The sequence below is a fragment of the Paraburkholderia sp. BCC1876 genome (assembly GCF_902833695.1).
Lineage (GTDB): Bacteria > Pseudomonadota > Gammaproteobacteria > Burkholderiales > Burkholderiaceae > Paraburkholderia.
In genome coordinates, this window is record NZ_CADFGI010000001.1 from 1,120,455 (window position 1) to 1,140,658 (window position 20,204).

General features: G+C 65.9%; 19 protein-coding genes. 8 read left to right on the forward strand and 11 right to left on the reverse strand.

What is annotated here, in order from left to right:
* Positions 1–43 precede the first annotated feature (43 nt).
* The 4 genes from HWY05_RS04865 to HWY05_RS04880 are packed head-to-tail and all read left to right on the forward strand — an operon-like array spanning position 44 to position 4,967.
* Entirely contained in the window at positions 44–286 is a 243-nt protein-coding gene (locus tag HWY05_RS04865; protein WP_176057560.1) for a hypothetical protein, read from the forward strand.
* Positions 283–1,332, forward strand: a complete 1,050-nt coding sequence (mdtN, locus tag HWY05_RS04870) for a multidrug transporter subunit MdtN (RefSeq protein WP_035558995.1) — start codon at positions 283–285, stop codon at positions 1,330–1,332. The genes HWY05_RS04865 and mdtN overlap by 4 nt, the downstream gene beginning before the upstream one ends.
* On the forward strand, positions 1,313–3,370 hold the full coding sequence (locus HWY05_RS04875; RefSeq protein WP_176057561.1) for an FUSC family protein: 2,058 nt from the start codon (positions 1,313–1,315) through the stop codon (positions 3,368–3,370). The genes mdtN and HWY05_RS04875 overlap by 20 nt, the downstream gene beginning before the upstream one ends.
* On the forward strand, positions 3,357–4,967 hold the full coding sequence (locus HWY05_RS04880) for a TolC family protein (RefSeq protein ID WP_176057562.1): 1,611 nt from the start codon (positions 3,357–3,359) through the stop codon (positions 4,965–4,967). The genes HWY05_RS04875 and HWY05_RS04880 overlap by 14 nt, the downstream gene beginning before the upstream one ends.
* A gap of 35 nt (positions 4,968–5,002) precedes the next feature.
* On the opposite strand, the gene HWY05_RS04885 is transcribed toward HWY05_RS04880, so the two are convergent.
* Together HWY05_RS04885 and HWY05_RS04890 are read right to left on the reverse strand one after the other, a co-directional pair.
* Positions 5,003–5,863 carry a DUF2182 domain-containing protein gene (locus HWY05_RS04885; RefSeq protein WP_176057563.1) on the reverse strand — a complete coding sequence of 287 codons (861 nt, stop codon included), beginning with the start codon at positions 5,861–5,863 and terminating at the stop codon, positions 5,003–5,005.
* 8 nt (positions 5,864–5,871) lie between these two features.
* A complete protein-coding gene (locus tag HWY05_RS04890) occupies positions 5,872–6,636 on the reverse strand; it encodes a DUF899 domain-containing protein (RefSeq protein WP_176057798.1) in 765 nt (254 codons plus the stop codon).
* 142 nt (positions 6,637–6,778) lie between these two features.
* Here HWY05_RS04890 and HWY05_RS04895 point away from each other — a divergent pair, with 142 nt between their 5' ends.
* Both HWY05_RS04895 and HWY05_RS04900 read left to right on the forward strand, forming a co-directional pair.
* Complete coding sequence (locus HWY05_RS04895; RefSeq protein ID WP_176057564.1) at positions 6,779–8,002, forward strand: helix-turn-helix domain-containing protein; 1,224 nt, start codon at positions 6,779–6,781, stop codon at positions 8,000–8,002.
* Between the two features lie 9 nt (positions 8,003–8,011).
* Positions 8,012–8,701 carry a PQQ-binding-like beta-propeller repeat protein gene (locus tag HWY05_RS04900; protein WP_035559013.1) on the forward strand — a complete coding sequence of 230 codons (690 nt, stop codon included), beginning with the start codon at positions 8,012–8,014 and terminating at the stop codon, positions 8,699–8,701.
* Between the two features lie 46 nt (positions 8,702–8,747).
* On the opposite strand, the gene HWY05_RS04905 is transcribed toward HWY05_RS04900, so the two are convergent.
* The 6 genes from HWY05_RS04905 to HWY05_RS04930 form a co-directional block, all read right to left on the reverse strand.
* Positions 8,748–10,112: a sensor histidine kinase gene (locus HWY05_RS04905; RefSeq protein WP_176057565.1), complete on the reverse strand. Its 1,365-nt coding sequence runs from the start codon at positions 10,110–10,112 to the stop codon at positions 8,748–8,750.
* Positions 10,102–10,779, reverse strand: a complete 678-nt coding sequence (locus tag HWY05_RS04910) for a response regulator transcription factor (protein ID WP_035559022.1) — start codon at positions 10,777–10,779, stop codon at positions 10,102–10,104. Before HWY05_RS04910 ends, HWY05_RS04905 begins: the two co-directional genes overlap by 11 nt.
* A 20-nt stretch (positions 10,780–10,799) precedes the next feature.
* Positions 10,800–12,125 (reverse strand): MFS transporter, encoded by a 1,326-nt coding sequence (locus HWY05_RS04915; RefSeq protein WP_051980975.1) that lies wholly within the window; start codon positions 12,123–12,125, stop codon positions 10,800–10,802.
* A gap of 126 nt (positions 12,126–12,251) precedes the next feature.
* A complete protein-coding gene (locus HWY05_RS04920; protein WP_035559025.1) occupies positions 12,252–13,241 on the reverse strand; it encodes a quinone oxidoreductase in 990 nt (329 codons plus the stop codon).
* Between the two features lie 37 nt (positions 13,242–13,278).
* Positions 13,279–14,298, reverse strand: a complete 1,020-nt coding sequence (locus HWY05_RS04925) for an ABC transporter substrate-binding protein (RefSeq protein WP_176057566.1) — start codon at positions 14,296–14,298, stop codon at positions 13,279–13,281.
* Positions 14,299–14,511: 213 nt separating this feature from the next.
* Positions 14,512–14,970, reverse strand: coding sequence for an Rrf2 family transcriptional regulator (locus HWY05_RS04930; RefSeq protein ID WP_176057567.1), 459 nt, complete (start codon positions 14,968–14,970; stop codon positions 14,512–14,514).
* Positions 14,971–15,138: 168 nt separating this feature from the next.
* Here HWY05_RS04930 and HWY05_RS04935 point away from each other — a divergent pair, with 168 nt between their 5' ends.
* Positions 15,139–16,053 carry an NAD(P)/FAD-dependent oxidoreductase gene (locus HWY05_RS04935; protein ID WP_176057568.1) on the forward strand — a complete coding sequence of 305 codons (915 nt, stop codon included), beginning with the start codon at positions 15,139–15,141 and terminating at the stop codon, positions 16,051–16,053.
* Positions 16,054–16,117: 64 nt separating this feature from the next.
* Here HWY05_RS04935 and HWY05_RS04940 read toward each other — a convergent pair whose 3' ends face one another.
* Together HWY05_RS04940 and HWY05_RS04945 are read right to left on the reverse strand one after the other, a co-directional pair.
* The gene (locus HWY05_RS04940; protein ID WP_035559038.1) at positions 16,118–16,402 is read right to left on the reverse strand and encodes a hypothetical protein; all 285 of its coding nucleotides are present in this window, start codon (positions 16,400–16,402) and stop codon (positions 16,118–16,120) included.
* 51 nt (positions 16,403–16,453) lie between these two features.
* Entirely contained in the window at positions 16,454–16,870 is a 417-nt protein-coding gene (locus HWY05_RS04945) for a MarR family winged helix-turn-helix transcriptional regulator (RefSeq protein ID WP_176057569.1), read from the reverse strand.
* A 141-nt stretch (positions 16,871–17,011) separates the two neighbouring features.
* On the opposite strand from HWY05_RS04945, the gene HWY05_RS04950 reads away from it, so the two are divergent.
* Positions 17,012–18,040, forward strand: coding sequence for a MerR family transcriptional regulator (locus tag HWY05_RS04950; RefSeq protein ID WP_176057570.1), 1,029 nt, complete (start codon positions 17,012–17,014; stop codon positions 18,038–18,040).
* A gap of 192 nt (positions 18,041–18,232) precedes the next feature.
* Here HWY05_RS04950 and HWY05_RS04955 read toward each other — a convergent pair whose 3' ends face one another.
* Entirely contained in the window at positions 18,233–20,152 is a 1,920-nt protein-coding gene (locus HWY05_RS04955) for a cation-translocating P-type ATPase (RefSeq protein ID WP_244146491.1), read from the reverse strand.
* Positions 20,153–20,204: the final 52 nt, after the last annotated feature.

The window sequence follows — 20,204 nt, forward strand, 5'->3', positions numbered from 1 at the left end:
ACCGTGCGCGCGCCACGGCCGCACGCTTGCGGCCGTCGCCGCCTTGAGCCTGTCCTTGCAGGGATGCGCGCTGCGCGGCGCGCCATCGGTTGAAATCTTCGGCGCGTATTTTCCGTTCTGGCTGCTGGGCGGATTGCTTGGGCTGGTCGGCTCGTTGATCGCCCAGCGGATTTTCGTGACCACCGGTTGGGCGCGGACCGTTCCGTACCTTCTCTTTGTCTGCGTGGCCATCGGCCTGACGGTCGCGGTTCTTTTCTGGCTTTCGGCAACAGGACTGCTCCTATGAAAATCGCCGGCTTGCGCAAAGCCTCGTCCAAGGGCCGCGTCATCGCGGGCGTGATCGTCGTGCTCGGTCTGGCGGCGGCGTACTACGCGTATGACCGCTCCACCCGTTTCCCCTCCACCGACGACGCCACCATCGACGCCGACGTCGTCCACGTGGCGTCGCCCGTGGGCGGCCGGATCGTCCGCCTGCCGGTCGAGGAAAACCAGCGGGTCGCGAAGGGCGACGTGCTGTTCGAGATCGACCCGGTGCCCTACCGTCTCGCGCTCGCGCAAACCCAGGCTGACCTGGAACTGGCGCGCGCCTCACTCGACACGCGTCGCAAGACGATCGTCGGCGAGCGCGCGAACGCCTCCATTGCCGGCGACCAGACCGGCAAAGCCGCCCACAACTACGACCTGGCGACCCGCACCGTGCAGCGGCTCACGCCGCTAGCCGCGAAGGGCTACGTGCCCCAGCAGCAACTCGACCAGGCGCAGGTGGCGCAGCGCGACGCCGCGCTGTCGCTGCAGCAGGCCCAGGCGCAGAAGCAGGCGAGCGCGCAGACCATCGGCGAAGAAGCCGACGCGATCGCCACGGTGCATGCGCGCGAGGCGGCGGTCGCGCTGGCCCAGCACGGTCTCGACGACACCGTCGTGCGCGCGCCGCACAACGGCTTCGTGACCGGCCTGTCGGTGCTGGCCGGCGAGACGGTGGCGCCGAGCCAGTCGATCTTCACGCTGGTCCACGCCGACGAATGGTTCGCCGTCGCGAACTTCCGCGAAGGGTCGCTGGCGCACATTGCGCCGGGCGACTGCGCGACCGTCTATTCGATGATCGACCGCAGCCAGGCGATCCACGGCAAGGTGGTCGGCATCGGCGCCGGCATCGCGGATTCGGACCGCATCAACTTGCCGCGCACGTTACCGATCGTCCAGCAGTCCGTGAACTGGGTACGGGTCGCCCAGCGGTTCCCCGTGCGAGTGCGTCTCGACGAACCGGCCGCCCGGCTGGTGCGGGTCGGCGCTAGCGCGATAGTCGAGGTCCGGCATGGCGCAGCCTGCCGGTGAACTGGCCCGCCCGGGCGCCGCGGACATTCTGAAGCTGCTCGCGCCGTATCCGGGGCGCGCGGCCATGGCGACCCGCATCGCGCTGATCTGCGCGTTGACGGTGTTCGTGACGAGCGCCTATGGCACGCCGGAAGCGGCGCTCTCCGCGTATATCGTGTTCTTTCTCAACCGGCCCGACCGGGTGACGAGCGTGCTGCTCAGCGCCGCGCTGATGGTGCTGGTCACGCTGGTGATCGGACTCGTGCTCGGCGTGGCGATTTTCGCGCTCGACGATCCGATGTGGCGAGTCGCGTGTATCGCGGGGTTGTCGTTCGCGCTGCTGTTCGTGACGTCGGCGAGCAAGCTGCGGCCGGTGGGCGCGATCCTCGCGATGATCGTCGGCTTCGGGCTCGACAAGCTCGGCAGCGTGCCGTTCGGCGAAGTGGCGACGCGCGCGCTGCTCTATACGTGGTTGTTCGTCGCGATTCCGGTCGGCGTGTCGATCTGCGTGAACATGCTGCTGGCGCCGTCGCCGCGACAACTGGCCGGCCGCGAGCTGGCAAAGCGTTTGCGAGCGGCGGCACGCGGCCTGAGCGAGCCGGACGATGCCGCGCGCGCCGCGCTGACCGCCTGCCTGCGTGACGGCGATGCGCAACTCGGGACGTGGCTGAAGCTGTCGGTGGTGGACGGCTCGTCGGCGCGCGCCGATATTCCGGCGCTGCGGCAAGCCGTCTCGTCGACGCTGGCGATTCTCGTCGCGGCGGATCTGGGGGCTCGCGAACCGTCGGCCCGCTTGCCGGCCACGTTCGCCGCGCCGCTGGCGGAGACGCTGGAGAACATGGCGCACATGCTCGACGCCGGTGGGTATCCGGTGGAGATCGAACTCGCGTTGCCTGGTTCGACGGCATTGCCGCCGCTCGCGCGGATGGTCGTCGACAATCTGAGCGCCGCCATTACGGGTTTCGCCGTGGTCGAAACCGTCGTCGAAGCCACGAGCGAAGCCGAAGCACCGACACCGCCCGCACCGACAGCCACGCCCACATCCACACCCAAGCCCAAACCCGGCGGCTTCTTCCTGCCTGACGCCTTCACCAATCCCGACCACGTCCGCTATGCGCTGAAGACCACCGTCGCGGCGCTGTTCTGCTATCTGCTCTACTCGCAGATCGACTGGCCGGGTATTCATACCTGTTTCATCACGGTCTACATCGTGTCGCTCGGCACCACCGCCGAAACCGTCGAGAAGTTGACGTTGCGGATCGTCGGCTGTCTCGTCGGCGCGTTCGTCGGCACGGCGGCGATTGTGTTCGTGACGCCCGCGCTGACCTCGATCGTCGGCCTGATAGCGCTCGTAATGGTGGGCGCCTGGCTGGCGGCGTGGGTCGCGTTCGGTTCGCCGCGGATCGGCTATGCGGGCTTCCAGATCGCCTTCGCGTTTTTCCTGTGCGTGGTTCAGGGCGCGGCGCCCGCCTTCGATCTGACGGTGGCGCGCGACCGCACGATCGGCATTCTGCTCGGCAATGTGGTCGTCTATCTGGTCTTCACGCGCGTGTGGCCGGTGAGCGTCGCCACCCGTGTCGATGTCGCGCTCGCCGCCTTGCAGCAGCAGTGGCAACGGCTGACGTCGCTCGCTCAAAGCGGCACGCGCCGCACTCAGGCCGCGAGCGCGATGGCGCAATACGGCGCCTTGCAACAGGACCTCGCGCTGATGCATTACGAGCCGTCGTGGGTTCGGCCGGAACCCGAGTGGATCGCTGAGCGGCGCGACGTGCTGGCCGGCTTCGGCGCGCTCGAAGGACCGATGTTCCTGCTCGCCGAACAGCGGCCGGGCGATGTCGCGATCGATAGCTGGCTTCGGCGGATCACGCGCGAAATGCCGCAGCGTCAGGCTGACGTTGCGAGCGGCGAAGCGAAGGCCGCTCACCCCACGCCGCCGGAACCCTCGCTCGACGACACGCGCACCGCGTTATTGAAACTCGGCGACGCACGTCTCACTCAACTCGAACACGCCGCGTCGGACGATGCAGCGAAAGGCCTTGCGACTCATGCGCCGGTTTAACGCACCATTCGCTCTGGCGATCCTGGCGACGGCGGGTCTGGCCGGCTGCGCGACGTCGTCGCTGGACATGGCGCCGGATAGTCCGGACCGTCCCTGGCAACCGCGCACGGACGCGTCCGGCGCGATCGTGCCGGGGCCGGCGGGCGCTTCAGGGGCTTCGGGGGCTTCGAACGCTGCGGGTGCCTCGAATGCCTTAGGTGCTTCAGGCGTTTCAGCCACGTCTGCAGGCGGCTACACGTTGCCCGCGAATCCCGCGCTCGCCGCTGTACCGCCTCCGCCCGCGCTGGAGCAGGCGCACGACTACAACCTGCCGGAACTGATCGATCTCGCGGAATCGGCCAATCCGCTGACCCGCATCGCGTGGAACGACGCGCGCAACGCCGCGCTCGCGGCCGGCATCGCGAAGGCCGCCTACCTTCCGCAACTGTCGGCGGCAGCGATGGGCCTGTACGCCGACGCGCACGGCTCCTCCACATCGGCGCTCGGCGATTCGTCGGCGACCGCGTCGGGGCACGGCGAAACCTCGGTGCTCGCGTTGAACTGGCTGCTGTTCGATTTCGGCGGACGCGCCGCGCGCGTCGAGGCGGCATCGCAGGGCTCGGTGATCGCCAACATCGGTTTCACCGCCGTCCACCAGCAAGTGATCTTCGACGTCAGCGTCGCGTTCTACAGCTATCAGGCGGCACGTGCCCGCATCGACACGACGCGGCAAGGGCTCGACAACGCCGAGGCGATCCTCGCCGCCGCGCAGTCGCGCTACAAGCATGGCGTCGGCACCGTCATCGAAGTCGCGCAGGCCAATCAGAACCGCGCCCAGGCGAAGCTCGCGCTGGTCCAGGCCCAGGGCGCCGAAAGCAACAGCTATCTGATGCTGATCTCCGCGATGGGCATCTCGCCGCTGTCGAAACCACGAATCGCGACGCTGCCCACGCATGCGCTACCCGCCACGATGAACGACTCGATCGAACAGATCGTGTCGTCCGCGATTGCGCGACGCCCCGACGTGTTGAGCGCGTACGCGGCCGAGCGGGTCAATCTCGCGAGGGTGAAAGCCGCCGAATCGGAGTTCATGCCGAAAGTGTTCGTATCGGCGTCCGGCGCGTACCACACCGGCAGCTCGTCGATCTCGGCGGTGCCGGCCATCGGTCAGCAATTGCCAACCGTGAACCTGAGCGGCGGGCACTACGGCGGCAGTGTGATCGTCGGCGTGACGATTCCGATTTACGACGGCGGGTTGCGTTCGGCGGTGCTCGCGCAGGCGCGCAACGACGCCGACAGCGCGACCACCCGCCTCGCCCGCAGCCGCGAGGAAGCGGTCCGGCAGATCGTCGCCGCGCAGAACACGCTGCAGACGAGTTTGAGCGCGCAGGCTGCCGCGAAAGAATTGCTCGCCGCCGCGCAGACCACGTACGACGCCGCGTTCGACGCGTATCGCCACGGCGTCGGCTCGGTCACCGACGCGCTGCTCGCGCAGAATCAACTGCTGGCGGCGAAGAATGCCGATGCGGATAGTTATAGCGGCGCGTTGTCGGCGGCTGCGGCGCTTGCGCTGGCGACGGGATCGGTCGATTCGATTCCGACGCAGGGAAGCTGGTGATCGAATACGCGCTAAGTGCGTTCAGATGTGACGTGTCATGCAAACCCAAGCGCTTGCGCGATCAGCAACATGCCGACACCAAGCACCACGACGCCGATGACGTGAGCAACGCGCACGCCATCAGGCGCGAGGCGTTCGGCGCTTGTGGCCGCCGTGACGGCCGCCATCACACGCAGGTCCATCACACCACTCACGAGCAGGATCGCCGTGAAGCCGGCGCAGCAATAGCTGCAATGCAGACCGATGCTCACGCCATGCCGCCACGCTGAACGGGCGTCGACCGGCCGAGTCTGTGCGCACGTCGGCGCTTTACGGCAACAGGCCAGACGACGCGCTTTCCATCGGCTGAACTGAAGCGCACCTCCGCTCAGCACGATCAGGCCGATGGCGAGCGGAACGCCTCGCGCCAACATCGGCCAGCGCATTTCAAGCGCCGTCAGCGCAGCGCCGAGCGCAAAGGCCGCGCATCCGCAAGCGGTCCACACGAAGAAGTAGCCGATGCCCATCAGCGTGCTCAATCCACCTGCCCGTATCTCGCCAGCGAGACCGGCGAGACCAACGCCGCCAGCCTCGCCAGTACCACGCACGTTGCGCCAATAACGCCACAACACCGGCGCGAACGACGGCAGCATCATCGCCACCATCATCACGGCCCACATGCCGACAAACGACGCCGTGGCGCGCGCCCAGGTTTGTCCGCACATCGGCCGCCACGCCATCGACATCGTCCAGCCGCCGGGCATCGGCATCGCGCCCATCTTCGACATGGACGCGCACCAGACGATCGTCACAGCCACGCTAGCGGCAAATAGCGCGGCAATGACGACAACGAAGACCCGCTCGCCGACCCGGACTCGCGTCAAGTGCCCGCGGCCGGTTGCACTCGCATAAGCCATACCCCACCTCAGCGCGTGGCGTACTCGTCATGCCGCTTCCACCAGACGCCCGTTTCGTTGCGCCCCTTCGGCGCGCGATCGAGCCACTGGTACATCCCCCAGATGCCATCCACACCGCGCGCGTAGGTGGAATACGTGTGATACACGACGCCATCCTCCAGCACGAACGCGCTCAGCCCCGGCCGGTCCTGCGTATAGGTCGCCGGATCGGTCCCGCAGGTGGCCGCGAATTGCGCGACTGGCGCGGGCACCTGGGCCGCGTCCATCGCATGTCCGCCGCGCTGGTAGTTGTACTCGACGCGCCCTTCGCGCTGCTCCGCGTCGGTGAACGCAATGTTGAAGTCGAAATTGAAATCGCTGCCGAACGACGAGGCCCACGGAAACGTCCAGCCCATTCGCTGCCGATAGGCCAGCAGCTTCGCGAGCGGCGCCCGCGATATCGCGGACAAGGTCACGTCGTGGTTCGCGAGGCGGACCACGAGTCCATCGAACCCGTCCGCGATCGCCGAGCACGACGGGCATCCCGCCTTGTAGTCCGGTCCGAACATGAAGTGGTAAACGAGCAGTTGCGAGCGTCCGCGAAACAGCTCGGCCAGCGATACGCTGCCCTGCTCGGTGTCGAACCGGTACGCCTTGTCGATGCGGACCCACGGCAAGGCCTGGCGCTGCCGGACCAGTTCGTCGCCCTGCCGCGTGAAGGCCTTCTCGGCGTCGAGCAATTCGAGCCGCGCGGCCAGCCATTGTTCACGGGTTCCAGTCGGATGCGTCGTCATCATGTTTCACTCCGTTAGGTATCCTGCGCCGCGGGTTCGGTCGCTCGGCGGCCGGCGCGGCGTAGGGGTTGTCGGTCGTGCTAGATTAGTCGCGAGCAATCGTTCGATGGGAGTGACAAGTGTGGCGTGATTCGGATCGGCAATGGACTCGCTAGTCACGGCTGCGGCGCGGGCGCTCGCGGCGGGCGATCCGCTCGGCGCGCTGAATCATGTTGCGTTGCGAGACGACGCGCCCGCGCTCGCACTGCGCGGCATCGCGATGGCGCAACTCGGCGACTTGCCGCGCGCCAGGCTGCTGGTGCGCGGCGCCGCACGCGCGTTCGGCGCGAAGGCGCCGCTGGCCCGCGCGCGCTGTGTGGTCGCCGAGGCCGAAATCGCGCTGGCGTCGCGCGATCTGAACTGGCCCGTGAAAGCGCTCGACGCCGCGCGCGTTCTGCTCGACGCGCACGGCGACCGACTGAACGCCGCCCATGCGCGCTACCTGCAAGTGCGGCGCCTGCTGCTGATCGGTCAGCTCGACGAAGCCGAACGCGCGCTCGCCGGACTCGACCCCACGCCCTTCCCGCCTTCGACACGCGCCGCCCAAGAACTGATGGTGGCCGGCATCGCGCTGCGCCGGGTGCGGACCGCAACGGCGCGCGCCGCCCTTGCGCGCGCCGAACGCGCCGCGCGTCAAGCCGGTATTCCCACGCTGATCGCGGAGGTCGACCACGCGGCCCTCGCACTGACCGCACCCGCGGCGCGTCTGATTGAACGCGGCGAAGAGCGGCTCCTTCTGCTCGATGAAGTCGAAGCGCTGCTTGCCTCGTCGAACGTGCTGGTGGTGGACGCTTGCCGTCACGTCATACAAAGCGCAAAGACGACGATCCCGCTCGCCAGCCGCCCGGTGCTGTTCACGCTAGTGCGCGTGCTGGCCGAAGCATGGCCCGCCGACGTACCGCGCGACACGCTCGTCGCTCGTGCATTCCGGGCAAAGCACGCGGACGAATCGCACCGCGCGCGCCTGCGGGTCGAAGTCGGACGGCTTCGTGCATTGCTAGGCACGCTGGCCGATGTGAACGCGACCAAGCGTGGCTTCGCGTTGGCGCCGCGCGAAGCCGCCACGGCCGTGGTGCTCGCGCGACCCGTGGACGAAGCGCACGCGGCGCTGCTCGCGTGCCTCGCCGACGGCGAATCGTGGGCAAGCTCCGCGCTCGCATTGGCGCTCGGCGCCAGCCAGCGCACCGTGCAGCGCACGCTGGATTCGCTGGCCGCGGCCGGCAAGGTGCAGTCGATCGGACTCGGCCGGGCCCGCCGCTGGATGATGCCGCCCATCCCGGGATTCGCGACGGCTTTGTTACTCCCCTCGCTTTTTTCCAACGATTAGGATGGAAGCATGAACCGATCAGCCGCCAGAATCCTGCGTGAATATGGACCCTTTCCGGGCGTCGAGAGTGTGGGCGGCGTCACGTACGACGGTCAGCACGTCTGGCTCGCCGCCGGCAGCAAACTGACTTCGCTCGACCCGTCGAGCGGCGACACGCTGCGCTCGATCGACGTCGCCGCGCACGCGGGTACCGCTTTCGACGGTCAGCATCTGTTCCAGATCGCCGCCGACCGCATCCAGAAGATCGATCCGCAAACCGGCCAGGTGCTCGGCACGATTCCCGCACCCGGCGGCGCCGGCGCCGATTCGGGACTGGCGTGGGCGGAAGGCTCGTTATGGGTCGGCCAGTATCGGGACCGCAAGATCCATCAGATCGATCCGCAGACCGGCGCGATTCTGCGCACCATCGAATCGAATCGTTTCGTGACCGGCGTAACCTGGGTCGAGGGTGACCTGTGGCATGCCACGTGGGAAGACGACGCCAGCGAGTTGCGGCGTATCGATCCCAACACCGGAGAAGTACTGGAGAGTCTTGAGTTGCCGACGGGCGTCGGCGTGTCGGGGCTCGAATCCGACGGCGCCGATCGTTTCTTCTGCGGCGGCGGTAATAGCGGAAAAGTGCGCGCGGTGCAGCGGCCTGGACGAGCGTCCGAGGACGAGAGCGGTGCCGGGGTTCCCGTCGACTCGACGCGCGAGTGAGCGAAACGCGCGGCGCCTGAACGGTCGCGCGATCGCCCGCGTCACATCATGTCTGCACGGCGGGGAAGATAACCGACACGCTCAACCCTCGTCCGTCGTGACCCGCTTCCAGCGTGACTTCGGCGAGATGCGCCCGCGCGATTTCGCGCACGATGGACAGTCCCAGCCCGCTCCCCTCTTCGCTGGACGCGCGAAAGAACGGCTCGAACACGCGCTCGCGCAGTTCGGCGCTGATGCCCGGCCCTTCGTCGGTGATCGTGACGACCCAGCGCGTGTCTTTCGCGGCGAGATTGAGCGCGACATGACCGCCCGACGGCGTATAGCGAATCGCGTTGTCCAGCAGATTGAACAGCAGCACCGACAGCAACGGCTCGTTGCCCATCACTTCCGCGGATTCGTCGAGTTGCGCCGACAATTCGACGCCGCGCCGCTGCGCGAGCAACGCCAATTGCTCGATCGTGCCGGTTGCCACCGCGCGCAGATCGACGGGCACGCCCTGAAAATCGGCATAGTCCGCGGCTTCCGCTTGCGCGAGCAACAGCAACTGATTCGTGAGCGCCACCAGCGAGAGATTGCTGCGATGCATCGCCAGCAACGTCTCCTTGATTTGCGTGAGATCGTCCTGACGGCGCGCGTATTGCAACTGCGTACCGAGCAGCGTGAGCGGCGTGCGCAACTGGTGCGCCGCGTCCGCGATAAAACGCCGCTGCATCGCGGTCTTACGCTCGATGATATCGAGGCACTGATTGAACGCGCTGACGATAGGGCGCAGTTCGTTGCGCAGCGGATCGGCCCGCACCCGCACCGATGCATTCGGTGCGCGCGAGAGCATGTCGTTGGCGAGTCGCATCAACGGACGCAGTTCGAACGTGAGACCGACGCACACCAGCACCACCGCAATCGCGACGATGCCGGCGAAATGCAGCATCTGCGGTTGCCACAGCGCAGCGGCGGTAGCGTCGCGCTGCAGCAGCGTGCGGCCGACCGACACCACCACGTGTTTGATGGCGCCCGCGTCGTACATCGGCCGGATCAGCGACACCGCGCGGATCGGATGACCGCTCACCGTCGCGTCGTACCAGAGCGGCGATTCGTCCGGCACGCGCAGCGGGAAATCCGATGTGCCCGCAATCGTCGCGCCGCCCACTTCGCGAATGCTGAAATAGACATGGTCGCCGGCCGGCGAGCTCAGAATCTCGATCGCGCTGGGCGATATCTCCGCGTGCAGATAACCGTTGGTCCATTCGATGTCGCCCGCCATCACGCGCGCGGACGACAGCAGCGCTTCGTCCTGCAACAGCCGCGCGGTGCGCGCGGCGTTGTCGTGGGCGATCAGGCCGGCGGCGATCACGTAGACGGTCATGGGCAGCAGCAGCCATAGCAGCAGCCTGAGCCGCAGGCTATTCGTCATCGGCGCCGTCTTCCAGCAGATAGCCGAGACCGCGCAACGTGATGATCGTCGCGGTGCTCTTTTCGAGCTTCTTGCGCAGCCGCGAAACGTAGATTTCGATCGCGTCTTCGCTGGTCATCGCGTCGCCTTTGCTGAGCGAATCCGCCAGCATGGTCTTCGCGACGGTCTTCTTGGCGCGCAGTATCAGCGCTTCGAGCACCGCGTGTTCGCGCGGCGTCAGCGCCAGCGGTTCACCTTCCACCGCGAACTGGCAGCGGTCCATGTCGTAGGTGAGATTGCCGCATTTGAGTTTGTTCGAGCGCGAAGGCGCCTGGCGACGCGCCAGCACCTTCACGCGCGCGACCAGTTCGCGCGCGTCGAACGGCTTGACGATGTAGTCGTCCGCGCCGGCGCCGAGCAGCACCACTTTTTCATCGACGGCGCCGGTGGCCGTGAGGATCAGCACCGGCGTCGTGTCCTCGCGCTCGCGCATGCGGCGCAATACGCTTTTGCCCGACAGGTGCGGCAGATTCAGATCGAGCAGCACCACGTCGTAGGGGACGGCGCGCAGCGCGCTTTCCGCTGCTTCGCCGTCGCTGACACGGTCGAGCATGAAGCCGTCGTCGAGCAGAATACGCGCGAGCCAGTGCGCGAGCTGGTCATTGTCTTCTACGAGCAGTAGCCTCATTCCTTCCATCCCCAAAGCGTTCATGCGGTCTTGTATTGCTCCCGCGCCGGCGCAGAACGGTACAGGATCAGCGTGGCGACCACGCCGCACACGGCGGCGAACGACATCCACGCGCCCGGCGAAGCCTTATCGCCGGTAGTATGAATCAGCCACGTCGAGATTGCCGGCGTGAATCCGCCGATCACCGTGGCAAGGCTGTACGCCATCGAAAAGCCGGTGGTACGCACATGAGCCGGCATCAATTCCGTCAGCGCGACGACCATCGCGCCGTTGTACCACGCGTACAGCACCGACAGCCAGAGTTCGACCATCAACAGACGCTCGAACGACGGTTGCACAACCAGCCATTGCATGACCGGATAGGCGGTCAGAATCGCCAGCACCGTGCAGGCCAGCAGCACCGGGCGACGGCCGATACGATCCGACACGGCGCCCGCGATCGGCAGCCAGATGAAGTTCGACACGCCGACGCACACCGTCACCAGCAGCGCATCGAGCGAGGACAGCTTGAGCACGACCTTGCCGAAGGTCGGCGTGTACGCGGTGATCAGATAGAACGACGCGGTCGTCATGATCACGAGGCCCATGCCGGCGAGAATCAGACGCGAGTGCTGCACCATCGACTTCGCGATTTCGCCCATGCTCGGACGATGCCGGCGCGCGGCGAATTCCTCGGTCTCCTGCAGCGAACGGCGCACGTAGAACAGGAACGGCACGATCATGCAGCCGACAATGAACGGAATGCGCCAGCCCCATGCGTTCATTTCCGAAGCCGGAACCAGGCGGTTCAACAGCACGCCGAGCGACGCCGCGAACACCACGGCGACCTGCTGGCTTGCCGACTGCCACGAGCAATAGAAGCCGCGATTGCCCTTGGTCGCGATTTCGGACAGATAGACCGACACGCCACCCAGTTCGACGCCCGCGGAAAAGCCTTGCAGCAAGCGCCCGAACAGCACGATAGCCGGCGCCAGCAAACCGATCGCCGCATAGCTCGGCACGAACGCGACGCACGCGGTGCCGATCGCCATCAGCGTCAACGACAGAATCAAACCCTTGCGGCGGCCGTGATGATCGATGTACGCGCCGAGCACCAGTGCGCCGACCGGACGCATCAGGAAGCCCGCGCCGAACACGGACAGCGCCAGCATCAGCGACGCGAATTCGTTGCCGGTCGGAAAGAACGTGGCGGCAATCGCGGCCGCGTAGTACCCGTACACGGTGAAGTCGTACATCTCGAGAAAATTGCCGCTGGTGACGCGGAACACCGCTTTGACGCGCGATTCCCTCGCCTTGGGCGGTGCGTCGGCGGACGCGGTGGCGTCGATCGTGGAGGGTGATGTCATAGTGACCTCGGTGGTTGAGCCCGGCGTCGATCGTCGGGTTGATCTCGGTAGTGAGGGACGAACACGTCCTCGGCGGTCAGCGTGGCCGCCGGGTCCGGCTTCATGATTCAGGGAAACGCGATGGGATCAGCCGATCGTCATCACGGCTTTGCCTAATTGACTGCGCGACTCGAGCGCTTCGTGCGCCGCTTCGACGTCGTCGAATGTGTAGCGGCCGCTGATCTCGACTTTCAGCGTGCCGTCCTGCAGCGCGGCGAATATTTCGTCCGCGCGGCGCTGTACGGTCGCGCCATCGGCGAGGTGATCGGCAAGACGCGGGCGAGTCAGGAACAAGGAGCCGGCTTCGCCCAGTTCGATCGGATCGAGATCGTTCAGCGAGCCGGAGACCGAACCGTAATTCACCACGAGGCCACGCGTGCGGGTCGCGCGGAAACTGTCGCGCAGCGTCGCGCGTCCTACCGCATCGAACACCACGTCGACGCCGCGGCCCTGGGTCGCCTCGCGCACGCGGTCGGCGAAACCGCCGTCGTCGTAGAGCATCACGTGGTCCGCGCCGTGCGCACGCGCAACCTCGGCTTTCGCTTCGCTACTCGTCGTGGCGTACACCGTGACGCCGCGCCGCTTCGCGAGTTGCACCAGCAACTGGCCGATGCCGCCCGACGCCGCATGCACGAGACACGTGCTGCCCGCACCGAGTCGCGCGACGTCTTCGAGCAGATAGTGCGCGGTCGAACCCTGGAAGATCGCGGCGGCGGCCAGATCGAACGGGATCGCGTCAGGAATGCGCGCGACACGCGCCGCCGGCACGACCGCATAGTCGGCGTAGGCTCCCCACGAAATACACCATGCAACGCGGTCGCCGCGCTCGCACGAGGTGACGTTCGAACCGGTCTGAACGACCTCGCCCGCGCCTTCCATGCCGAGCGTAATGGGCAAGCGGACCGGATAGGTGCGCGACTCGCGGTATTTGCCCTGCCGCGTATGGACGTCCATGAAATTGATGCCGGCGCAACCCACCCGGATCAGCACCTCGTCCGGTCCCGGCGACGGAATCCCGATATCGACGCGGCGCAGCACTTCGGGACCGCCGTATTGCTCGATGCGAATGGCCTTCATATCTCGTGTTCCGTGCTCTTGAAGAAGATGATGCGGCTCAATGCGCCGCGACGGCGTTGACTTCGTCGGCGAACCGGTTGGTATAGGTTCGGCTCAGTTCGACGTGACGCGGCACGATCTCCGGATTCACCGCGGCGAGCGCGCCGAGCACGGTCTGCGGTGCGCCGTCGGGCATCCTGCCGTCACGCGAAAACGACGGCATCGTCGCGGCAAGCGCCTGCCGGTACAGCGATTCGTTCGCGCCGACGAAATCGCGCGGCAGCACGGCCATGATCTGATCGGCGCTGTGCGTGGCGATAAACGCGAGCGAGCGCACCATGGCGCGCACCAACCGGCGGCTTTCGTCCGGATGAGCGGCGACCCACTTGCGCTGCGCGTACAGACAGGAACTGGCGTAGGGGCCGCCCAGCGCGAGCCGCGTGCCTTCGATACTGCGCATGTCCACGAGCACCTGCGCCGTGCCGGCAGCGAGCAGTTTCGACGCGGTGGGTTCCTCGACCATGACGGCATCGATCGATCCGTTCTTCATGGCGTCGGCGAAACTGTTGTCGGAACCCAGCGGCACAACCGCATAGGCATTCGCGGACAAACCCGCGCGTTGCGCCAGATAGCGGCTCAGGAAATCGGTGGAGGCGCCGAAACCGGTTACGCCGAGCCGCCGGCCGCGCGCGTCGGCCATGCTTTGCATCGGCTTCGCCACTTTCGTCGACGCGAGTTCGGCGAGTCCCGCGGAACGTGCGAGCACAACGATCGCTTCGACTTCGAGGCCGCGGCTTTGCAGGTCGATCGTATGGTCGTAGAAGCCCACCGCGCCTTGCACGGCGCCGGCAATCAGTTCGGTCGCGGTATCGACACCAGCGGGTTCGGACAGAATGTCGACGTCGAGCCCTTCGTCGCGGAAGTAGCCCAGCCGCGAAGCCAGCGTAACCGGCAGGTAGACGATCTTGGTGGCACCGCCCGTCATCAGCGTCAGCTTTTCCGCCTGGGCATAGGGCGTCCAGAGCAGGATCGCGCAGGCGGTCGAGGCGAGCGCCGTGAAGCGGGCGAACGGTGGCATGTCAAACGGTCTCCATATGCGGGCACTCGTCCGATGTTGACGGATCGTCTCGTGCCGCGCTTGCCGTGGAGTATAAAAAACCAACGCCTTCTGGCTGCTTTCCGTCGCGGGGAAATGTTGTGGGTGTTTACCCTCTGCGGGCGGGCGCGAAGGCGTTTGCGTTGGGTTTGCGTTGGAACGGGACGACGCGGTGGCGGGTGGTTCGTCTACTGCTCAACCGCCCTGCTCGCCCTGCTCGCCTTGTTTGACGCGCGCGAAGCGTTCGTCGAAGTCACGCGCAAGCGCGCCCACCGTCAACTCGCCGAACCGTGCAAGCAGCGCGGTCTCGGCCTCCTGCATGGTCCTGGACAAGCCGGCGTTGACGGCCTGTTCGACCAGACATTGCGGGTCGTCGTCCGTCAGGAGTTCGGAGAAAAGCGGCGGCTCGCCCACCGCGCGATAGACGTCCAGCAACGTGAGTTTGTCGAGGTCTTCGGCCAGCACCCAGCCGCCTCCGTGGCCCTTTTCAGAGCGCACGTAACCCTGATCCCGCAGACCCGCCAGCATTCTGCGCACCACCACGGCGTGAGTGCGCAGCATCTGCGCGATCGTTTCGGACGTCAGCGGACCGTCGTGCCGATCCATGTGAATCAGCACGTGCAGCATCCGCGAGAGCCGGCTGTCGGTTCTCATTGCTCACCTCGTTATCGCACCGCATCGCGTGGCATCAACTCACGCAACATTAAAAGTTGCAAGAAGTATAGCATCGCCCTATCATGCAACTCGTGATGTTTCATGAGATGCGAACGGACGCTCGAACCGGCTGGCGGAGCGGCGCACGCGCAACACGGGAGAGAAAACATGCAGAGCGAGCACGATGTGATCGTTGTGGGAGGGAGTTTCGCGGGGTTGTCGGCAGCGATGCAGTTGGCGCGCGCCAGGCGCCGTGTGCTGGTGGTCGACGCCGGCTTGCCGCGCAACCGGTTTGCTGCGCACGCGCACGGCTTCCTTGGCCAGGACGGCAAACCGCCAGCCGAGATCATCCACGAGGCCGCGGCGCAACTCGCGTTGTACCCGACGGTTCAGATAGTCAAAGGCGAAGCCGTTGCGGCTGAACGGGTCGCGGATGGGTTTGAGGTCACGCTCGCAGGTGGTCGTATCGAGGCGGCTTCACGCCTCATTCTCGCGACCGGCGTGAAAGACGAATTGCCCGCCGTTCCGGGACTTCAGGCACGCTGGGGAATGACGGTCGTCCATTGTCCGTACTGTCATGGCTATGAAGTGCGGGATCGGCGTCTCGGCGTGCTGGCTAGTCACGCGTTGTCGATTCATCAGGCGCTGCTCGTTCCGGAGTGGGGGCCGACGACCTATTTCACGCAAGGCCACTTCGAACCTGAAGCGGAACAGATCGCGCATCTGGCCGCGCGGGACGTTCGGATCGAACGCTCGCCGGTGGTCGAACTGCTCGGCGACCCGCCCCATCTCGACGCGCTGAGACTCGCCGACGGACGCGTGATCCCGATCGACACGCTATTCGTCGCGCCGAAAACGCACATGACGAGCCCGCTCGCCGAGCAACTCGGTTGTGCTTTCGACGACGCGCCGCTCGGCCGCATCATTCGAGTGGATGGATTCAAGCGAACCACCGTCGACGGCGTCTATGCCGCGGGCGACGCCACCAACGCGATGACCAACGCGACGTTCGCTTCGGCGGCGGGCGCGATGGCGGGTGTGAGTGCGCATCAGTCGCTGGCTATGCCGCAGCACGCTAGTTAGAAAATCAGGTCGCATGGCGACGGTTTTGAATCGCGCAGGCGGCGACTTCTGCAACGCTCAGCGTTCAGCGCGAGCAGATCGTCACGGCTTGCGCGAGCGCATCTTGCTGCGCCGGGTTCTGGAAGAAGGCTTCGAGACTCGTGTGTTCTTCGTTCGCGACCTGTTGCAGGCATAGCCGGGTATTGGCGCGCGTGCTGTCCGGCGCGTAAATGATCGCCACGACGACGAGGACCATGGCGACCAGCCAGATCGTCGCGCCCAAGGCCCAGCGCAAGCCGCTTTCCGTTATCCACGATGGCGACGGCGTGCGTGGGCGCGTCGTTGCACTATGTGCCGTGCTGGTTTTCATTCGGCCTTCCTTTTTGATTAGCAAGACAACTATCTGGAATAGAAAAACCCTTCAGGCGAGGGCTTTTCTCACGTCATGCATGCCTGACACGGTCGATTCGAACAATTCCCGCCCGATCTTCGAGCGCAAGGTCCTGGCAATCTGCGCACTGGCCTCGGTGATGGGTCGATCCAGCGCCTTCCCTGCCTGCGTCGGATAAACGCCCCACTCCCTGGCGTCGGCTTCGCCCTGGCAACGCTCGACGAGTTCCTTGTCGCACAGGTTGTCGATCAGCCTCGTTGCAGTAGGCCGCGCGATGCCCAACAGGCTCGCCACCTCGCTGCTGAGCGAACCTGGCGATGCCAACACCACGCGCAATACAAAACCCTGCGCCGGCGTCAATCCGAACGGCGCGTACGCAGTGGTCCACTCACGCTCGGTAAGCCGGGCGAGTGCCGAAGAGTTGAAGTAAAGGCAGTGATCGAACATGGCTACATTAAATCGCAAATTGGTTAGCAAGACAACCACAATTTGTTTTTTTGCCTAAGCGTGAGTGCTCTGCTCATTCCTCTTGACCCTCACGTAGCGTAAGGTTCTAACCTCCATCGTGAACCCTGACCGGAGGCTCGAATGCTGTTGAAAGTGGGTGAACTTGCGAGACGCAGCGGACTGACCGTCCGCACGCTGCACCACTACGACGCAATCGGCCTGCTGACGCCGTCGGCGCGCGCCGACAACGGCTATCGGCTGTACGACCGTCACGATATTGCCCGGCTCCATCAGATCCAGGCCATGCGTCGTTTTGGACTCGCGCTCGCCGAGATTCAGACCTATCTGGCTCAGCCTGAAACCCCGCTCACCGTGATTGTCGAGCGTCAGATCGCAATGCTCGACGGCCAGATTCAACAGGCCGCGCGATTGCGCGAACGCCTCGCGAATCTGCACGGCATGCTGCTCGACGGCGAGGAACCGGAGCTGAGCGATTGGCTTACCACGTTGGAGATGATGACCATGTACGACAAGTATTTTTCCGCCGACGAACTCGCTCGCCTGCCGATGTATCGCAATACACAGGCGCCGGACCCGGAATGGACGGCGCTGATCGGCGAGATCCGCGCGTTGATGGACAGCGGCGTGCCGCCCGAAAGCGAAGCGGCGCGCGCGTTGTCGAATCGCTGGATGACGATGCTGGTGCGCGACACGGGCGGCGACCCGCGCCTCGTCGCGAAGCTGAATCTGATGCACGACAACGAACCGTCGATGCAGGCGCACATCGGCATTTCGACCCAGTTGCGCGACTACGTGCTGCGCGCGTTCAGCGAGACGAAGATGCTGATCTACGAAAAGTACCTGACGCCCGACGAGATTCGCTTCATGCGCGCAAACTACGGCAAGCGCGCAATGGAATGGCCGCAGTTAATGGCCGACGTGCGCGACGCGCTCGACGCCGGCGCGACACCCGAATCGCCACCCGCGCGCGAACTCGCCCGACGTTGGCTCGATCTGTTCCGAAGCTATGCGGGCGACGATCCCGAGACGCATTCGAGGCTCCGTCACGCGCTGCAAACCGAGCCCGGGTTGATGCTGGGTTCATGGGCGAATGAATCGATGCTCACGTTCATGCGCGCGGCCATGAAATTCAGCATGCAGCCGCGGTAAAGGCTGTAACGAACGGTGCGCGCCGGCGGGTTAGCTGCCTCGCAGCCCACCTGCTGATGACCGCAAGGCTGCCATGCGGCCTTGGGAACCGCTGCGGCGATCTCCTCGCCGGCGGCAAGATCCCAGCGCGGGCCGCGGGCTTGCCCGATGTGCCACTTCATTTCAGGGCTGCATCGTTGAACCCGCCCGCACTCACGCGGAAACGCTTGTGCCGCCCGATTCTTGCGCGCCGCCGGAGCGTGCGACGCCGCTCGAATCGCTATCCTCATCCATGCGCAGCAGCCGCCCCGCATTTGCGATCACGATGAACGTGCCGAGGTTATGCAGCAGCGCGATCCACACGGCGCCCAACGTGCCGGTCGCCGCGAGCACGATTACCGCGACGGTCCACGCCAGACCGATCGCCGCGTTGATCGTCGCGGTATGCAAACAGCGCCGCCCGAGCCGCACGCAGGTCGCAATGCGACGCAGGTCGTCGGTCAACAGAACGACATCGGCCGAGGCGACCGCGATGTCGATTCCGCGCTCGCCCATCGCCACGCTCGTCGGCCCGGCCTTGATCGCGAGCACGTCGTTCAGGCCATCGCCAACCACGAGCGGGTGATAGCCCTGCGCCATTTCCTGCACCACGTAGTCGAGTTTGTCGTGCGGCAACGCCTCCGCGACGACAATCTCGATACCGGTCTGCGCCGCCACTTTACGAGCGACGGCCTCGCGGTCGCCGGTCAGCAGCGTCTGACGCGTGAGCCCCAGTGCGCGCAAATCTTCGAGCGCGTGCTTCGCCTCCGCACGCAGCGCGTCGGCGAAACCGAACCATGCAAGCAGTCGACCGTTCAACGCCAGGCCGACGCAAGGGCCGTCGATCTCGCGCGGCGGCTCCGGCAAATCCTGCACGTAATCGGAGAGCAAACCGTGGCGACCCAACACGGCGACGCCGTCGACCGTATCCGCCACCACGCCGAGCCCGCGCAATTCGCGTGCATGTTCCAGCGGCGTTTCTTCGACGCCGGCACCGACACCCACACCCACGCTCACGCCGCCCCTCCCCGCCTCCGTCGCATAGCGAACCAGCGCGCGGCTCACCGGATGCGCGCTGCTGCCCCCCAGGCGCGCCGCCAGTTCGTGCACCTGTGCCGTATCGACGCCCGCTTGCAGCAACACACGTTCAACGCGCAATTCGCCGTAAGTCAGCGTGCCGGTCTTATCGATTACCAGCGAATCGATCTGCGCGAACTTGTCGAGAAACGCGGCGCTTCTGAACAGAATGCCGTGGCGTGCACCGACCGCGATGCCGGCGATCGCCGTCGACGGCGCGGCGAGCACCAGCGCGCACGGACACGCGGCGACGATCACGGCCAGCATCGCCGATGCATTCGCCGACGTGAACCACACGATCGCCGCGATCAGCAACACGAGGCACAGATAGCCGCCCATGTAGCGTTCGAGCATCTGCGTGATCGGCGGCTTGGCCTGCTCGGCGCGCTGCATCAGTTCAATGATCTTGCCGAGCGTCGACTGTTTGCCCGCGTGCAGCACTTCGATTCGCAGCGGACCGTCAAGATTCATCGCGCCGCCGAACACCGCCGCGCCCGTGTCGACATCGAGCGGCACCGATTCGCCGGTGATCGCCGCATTGTCGACGCTCGACTGGCCATGCAGCACCACGCCGTCGGCAGGGATGCGCTCGCCGGCCGCGACTTCGATCCGGTCGCCGGCTTGCAACGCTTCATACGGCACTTCTTCGAGCGAGCCGTCCGCGCCGACGCGCCGCACTTTGCCCGACGTCAAACGGCCGAGCGCGCGGATCGCTTCCTGCGAGCCGAGCACGCTGCGTTCCTCGAGCGCGTGGCCGAAGGTCATCACGATCGGCAGCAAGGCTGCCGTGGCCATGTCGCCGACTGCCCACGCCGCCAGCATCGCGAGTGCGATCAGGCGGTCGGTCACGCCGTGCAGACTCGGCGACTTGAGGCTGTGCCACGCCCCCGCAAACACCGGACCGGCGACGATCAGCGACGCCAGTCCCGCGAGCACCTGGGACAGCGCTTCATCGGCGGGCGCGAACGCGTGCCAGGCGGTCGACAGTATCAGCAGGCCGCCGGCGAGAAGCGCCAAGGCGATTTGCCGCGTTACCGTGCGTTGCTCGGAGGCCGAGAGTGGAATGGAC

Bases quoted from the DNA above. Each gene is read 5' to 3' on its own strand.
- mdtN (WP_035558995.1), top strand. From the start codon at position 283: ATGAAAATCGCCGGCTTGCGCAAAGCCTCGTCCAAGGGCCGCGTCATC.
- HWY05_RS04875 (WP_176057561.1), top strand. From the start codon at position 1,313: ATGGCGCAGCCTGCCGGTGAACTGGCCCGCCCGGGCGCCGCGGACATT.
- HWY05_RS04880 (WP_176057562.1), top strand. From the start codon at position 3,357: ATGCGCCGGTTTAACGCACCATTCGCTCTGGCGATCCTGGCGACGGCG.
- HWY05_RS04885 (WP_176057563.1), bottom strand. From the start codon at position 5,863: ATGGCTTATGCGAGTGCAACCGGCCGCGGGCACTTGACGCGAGTCCGG.
- HWY05_RS04890 (WP_176057798.1), bottom strand. From the start codon at position 6,636: ATGACGACGCATCCGACTGGAACCCGTGAACAATGGCTGGCCGCGCGG.
- HWY05_RS04895 (WP_176057564.1), top strand. From the start codon at position 6,779: ATGGACTCGCTAGTCACGGCTGCGGCGCGGGCGCTCGCGGCGGGCGAT.
- HWY05_RS04900 (WP_035559013.1), top strand. From the start codon at position 8,012: ATGAACCGATCAGCCGCCAGAATCCTGCGTGAATATGGACCCTTTCCG.
- HWY05_RS04905 (WP_176057565.1), bottom strand. From the start codon at position 10,112: ATGACGAATAGCCTGCGGCTCAGGCTGCTGCTATGGCTGCTGCTGCCC.
- HWY05_RS04910 (WP_035559022.1), bottom strand. From the start codon at position 10,779: ATGAGGCTACTGCTCGTAGAAGACAATGACCAGCTCGCGCACTGGCTC.
- HWY05_RS04915 (WP_051980975.1), bottom strand. From the start codon at position 12,125: ATGACATCACCCTCCACGATCGACGCCACCGCGTCCGCCGACGCACCG.
- HWY05_RS04920 (WP_035559025.1), bottom strand. From the start codon at position 13,241: ATGAAGGCCATTCGCATCGAGCAATACGGCGGTCCCGAAGTGCTGCGC.
- HWY05_RS04925 (WP_176057566.1), bottom strand. From the start codon at position 14,298: ATGCCACCGTTCGCCCGCTTCACGGCGCTCGCCTCGACCGCCTGCGCG.
- HWY05_RS04930 (WP_176057567.1), bottom strand. From the start codon at position 14,970: ATGAGAACCGACAGCCGGCTCTCGCGGATGCTGCACGTGCTGATTCAC.
- HWY05_RS04935 (WP_176057568.1), top strand. From the start codon at position 15,139: ATGCAGAGCGAGCACGATGTGATCGTTGTGGGAGGGAGTTTCGCGGGG.
- HWY05_RS04940 (WP_035559038.1), bottom strand. From the start codon at position 16,402: ATGAAAACCAGCACGGCACATAGTGCAACGACGCGCCCACGCACGCCG.
- HWY05_RS04945 (WP_176057569.1), bottom strand. From the start codon at position 16,870: ATGTTCGATCACTGCCTTTACTTCAACTCTTCGGCACTCGCCCGGCTT.
- HWY05_RS04950 (WP_176057570.1), top strand. From the start codon at position 17,012: ATGCTGTTGAAAGTGGGTGAACTTGCGAGACGCAGCGGACTGACCGTC.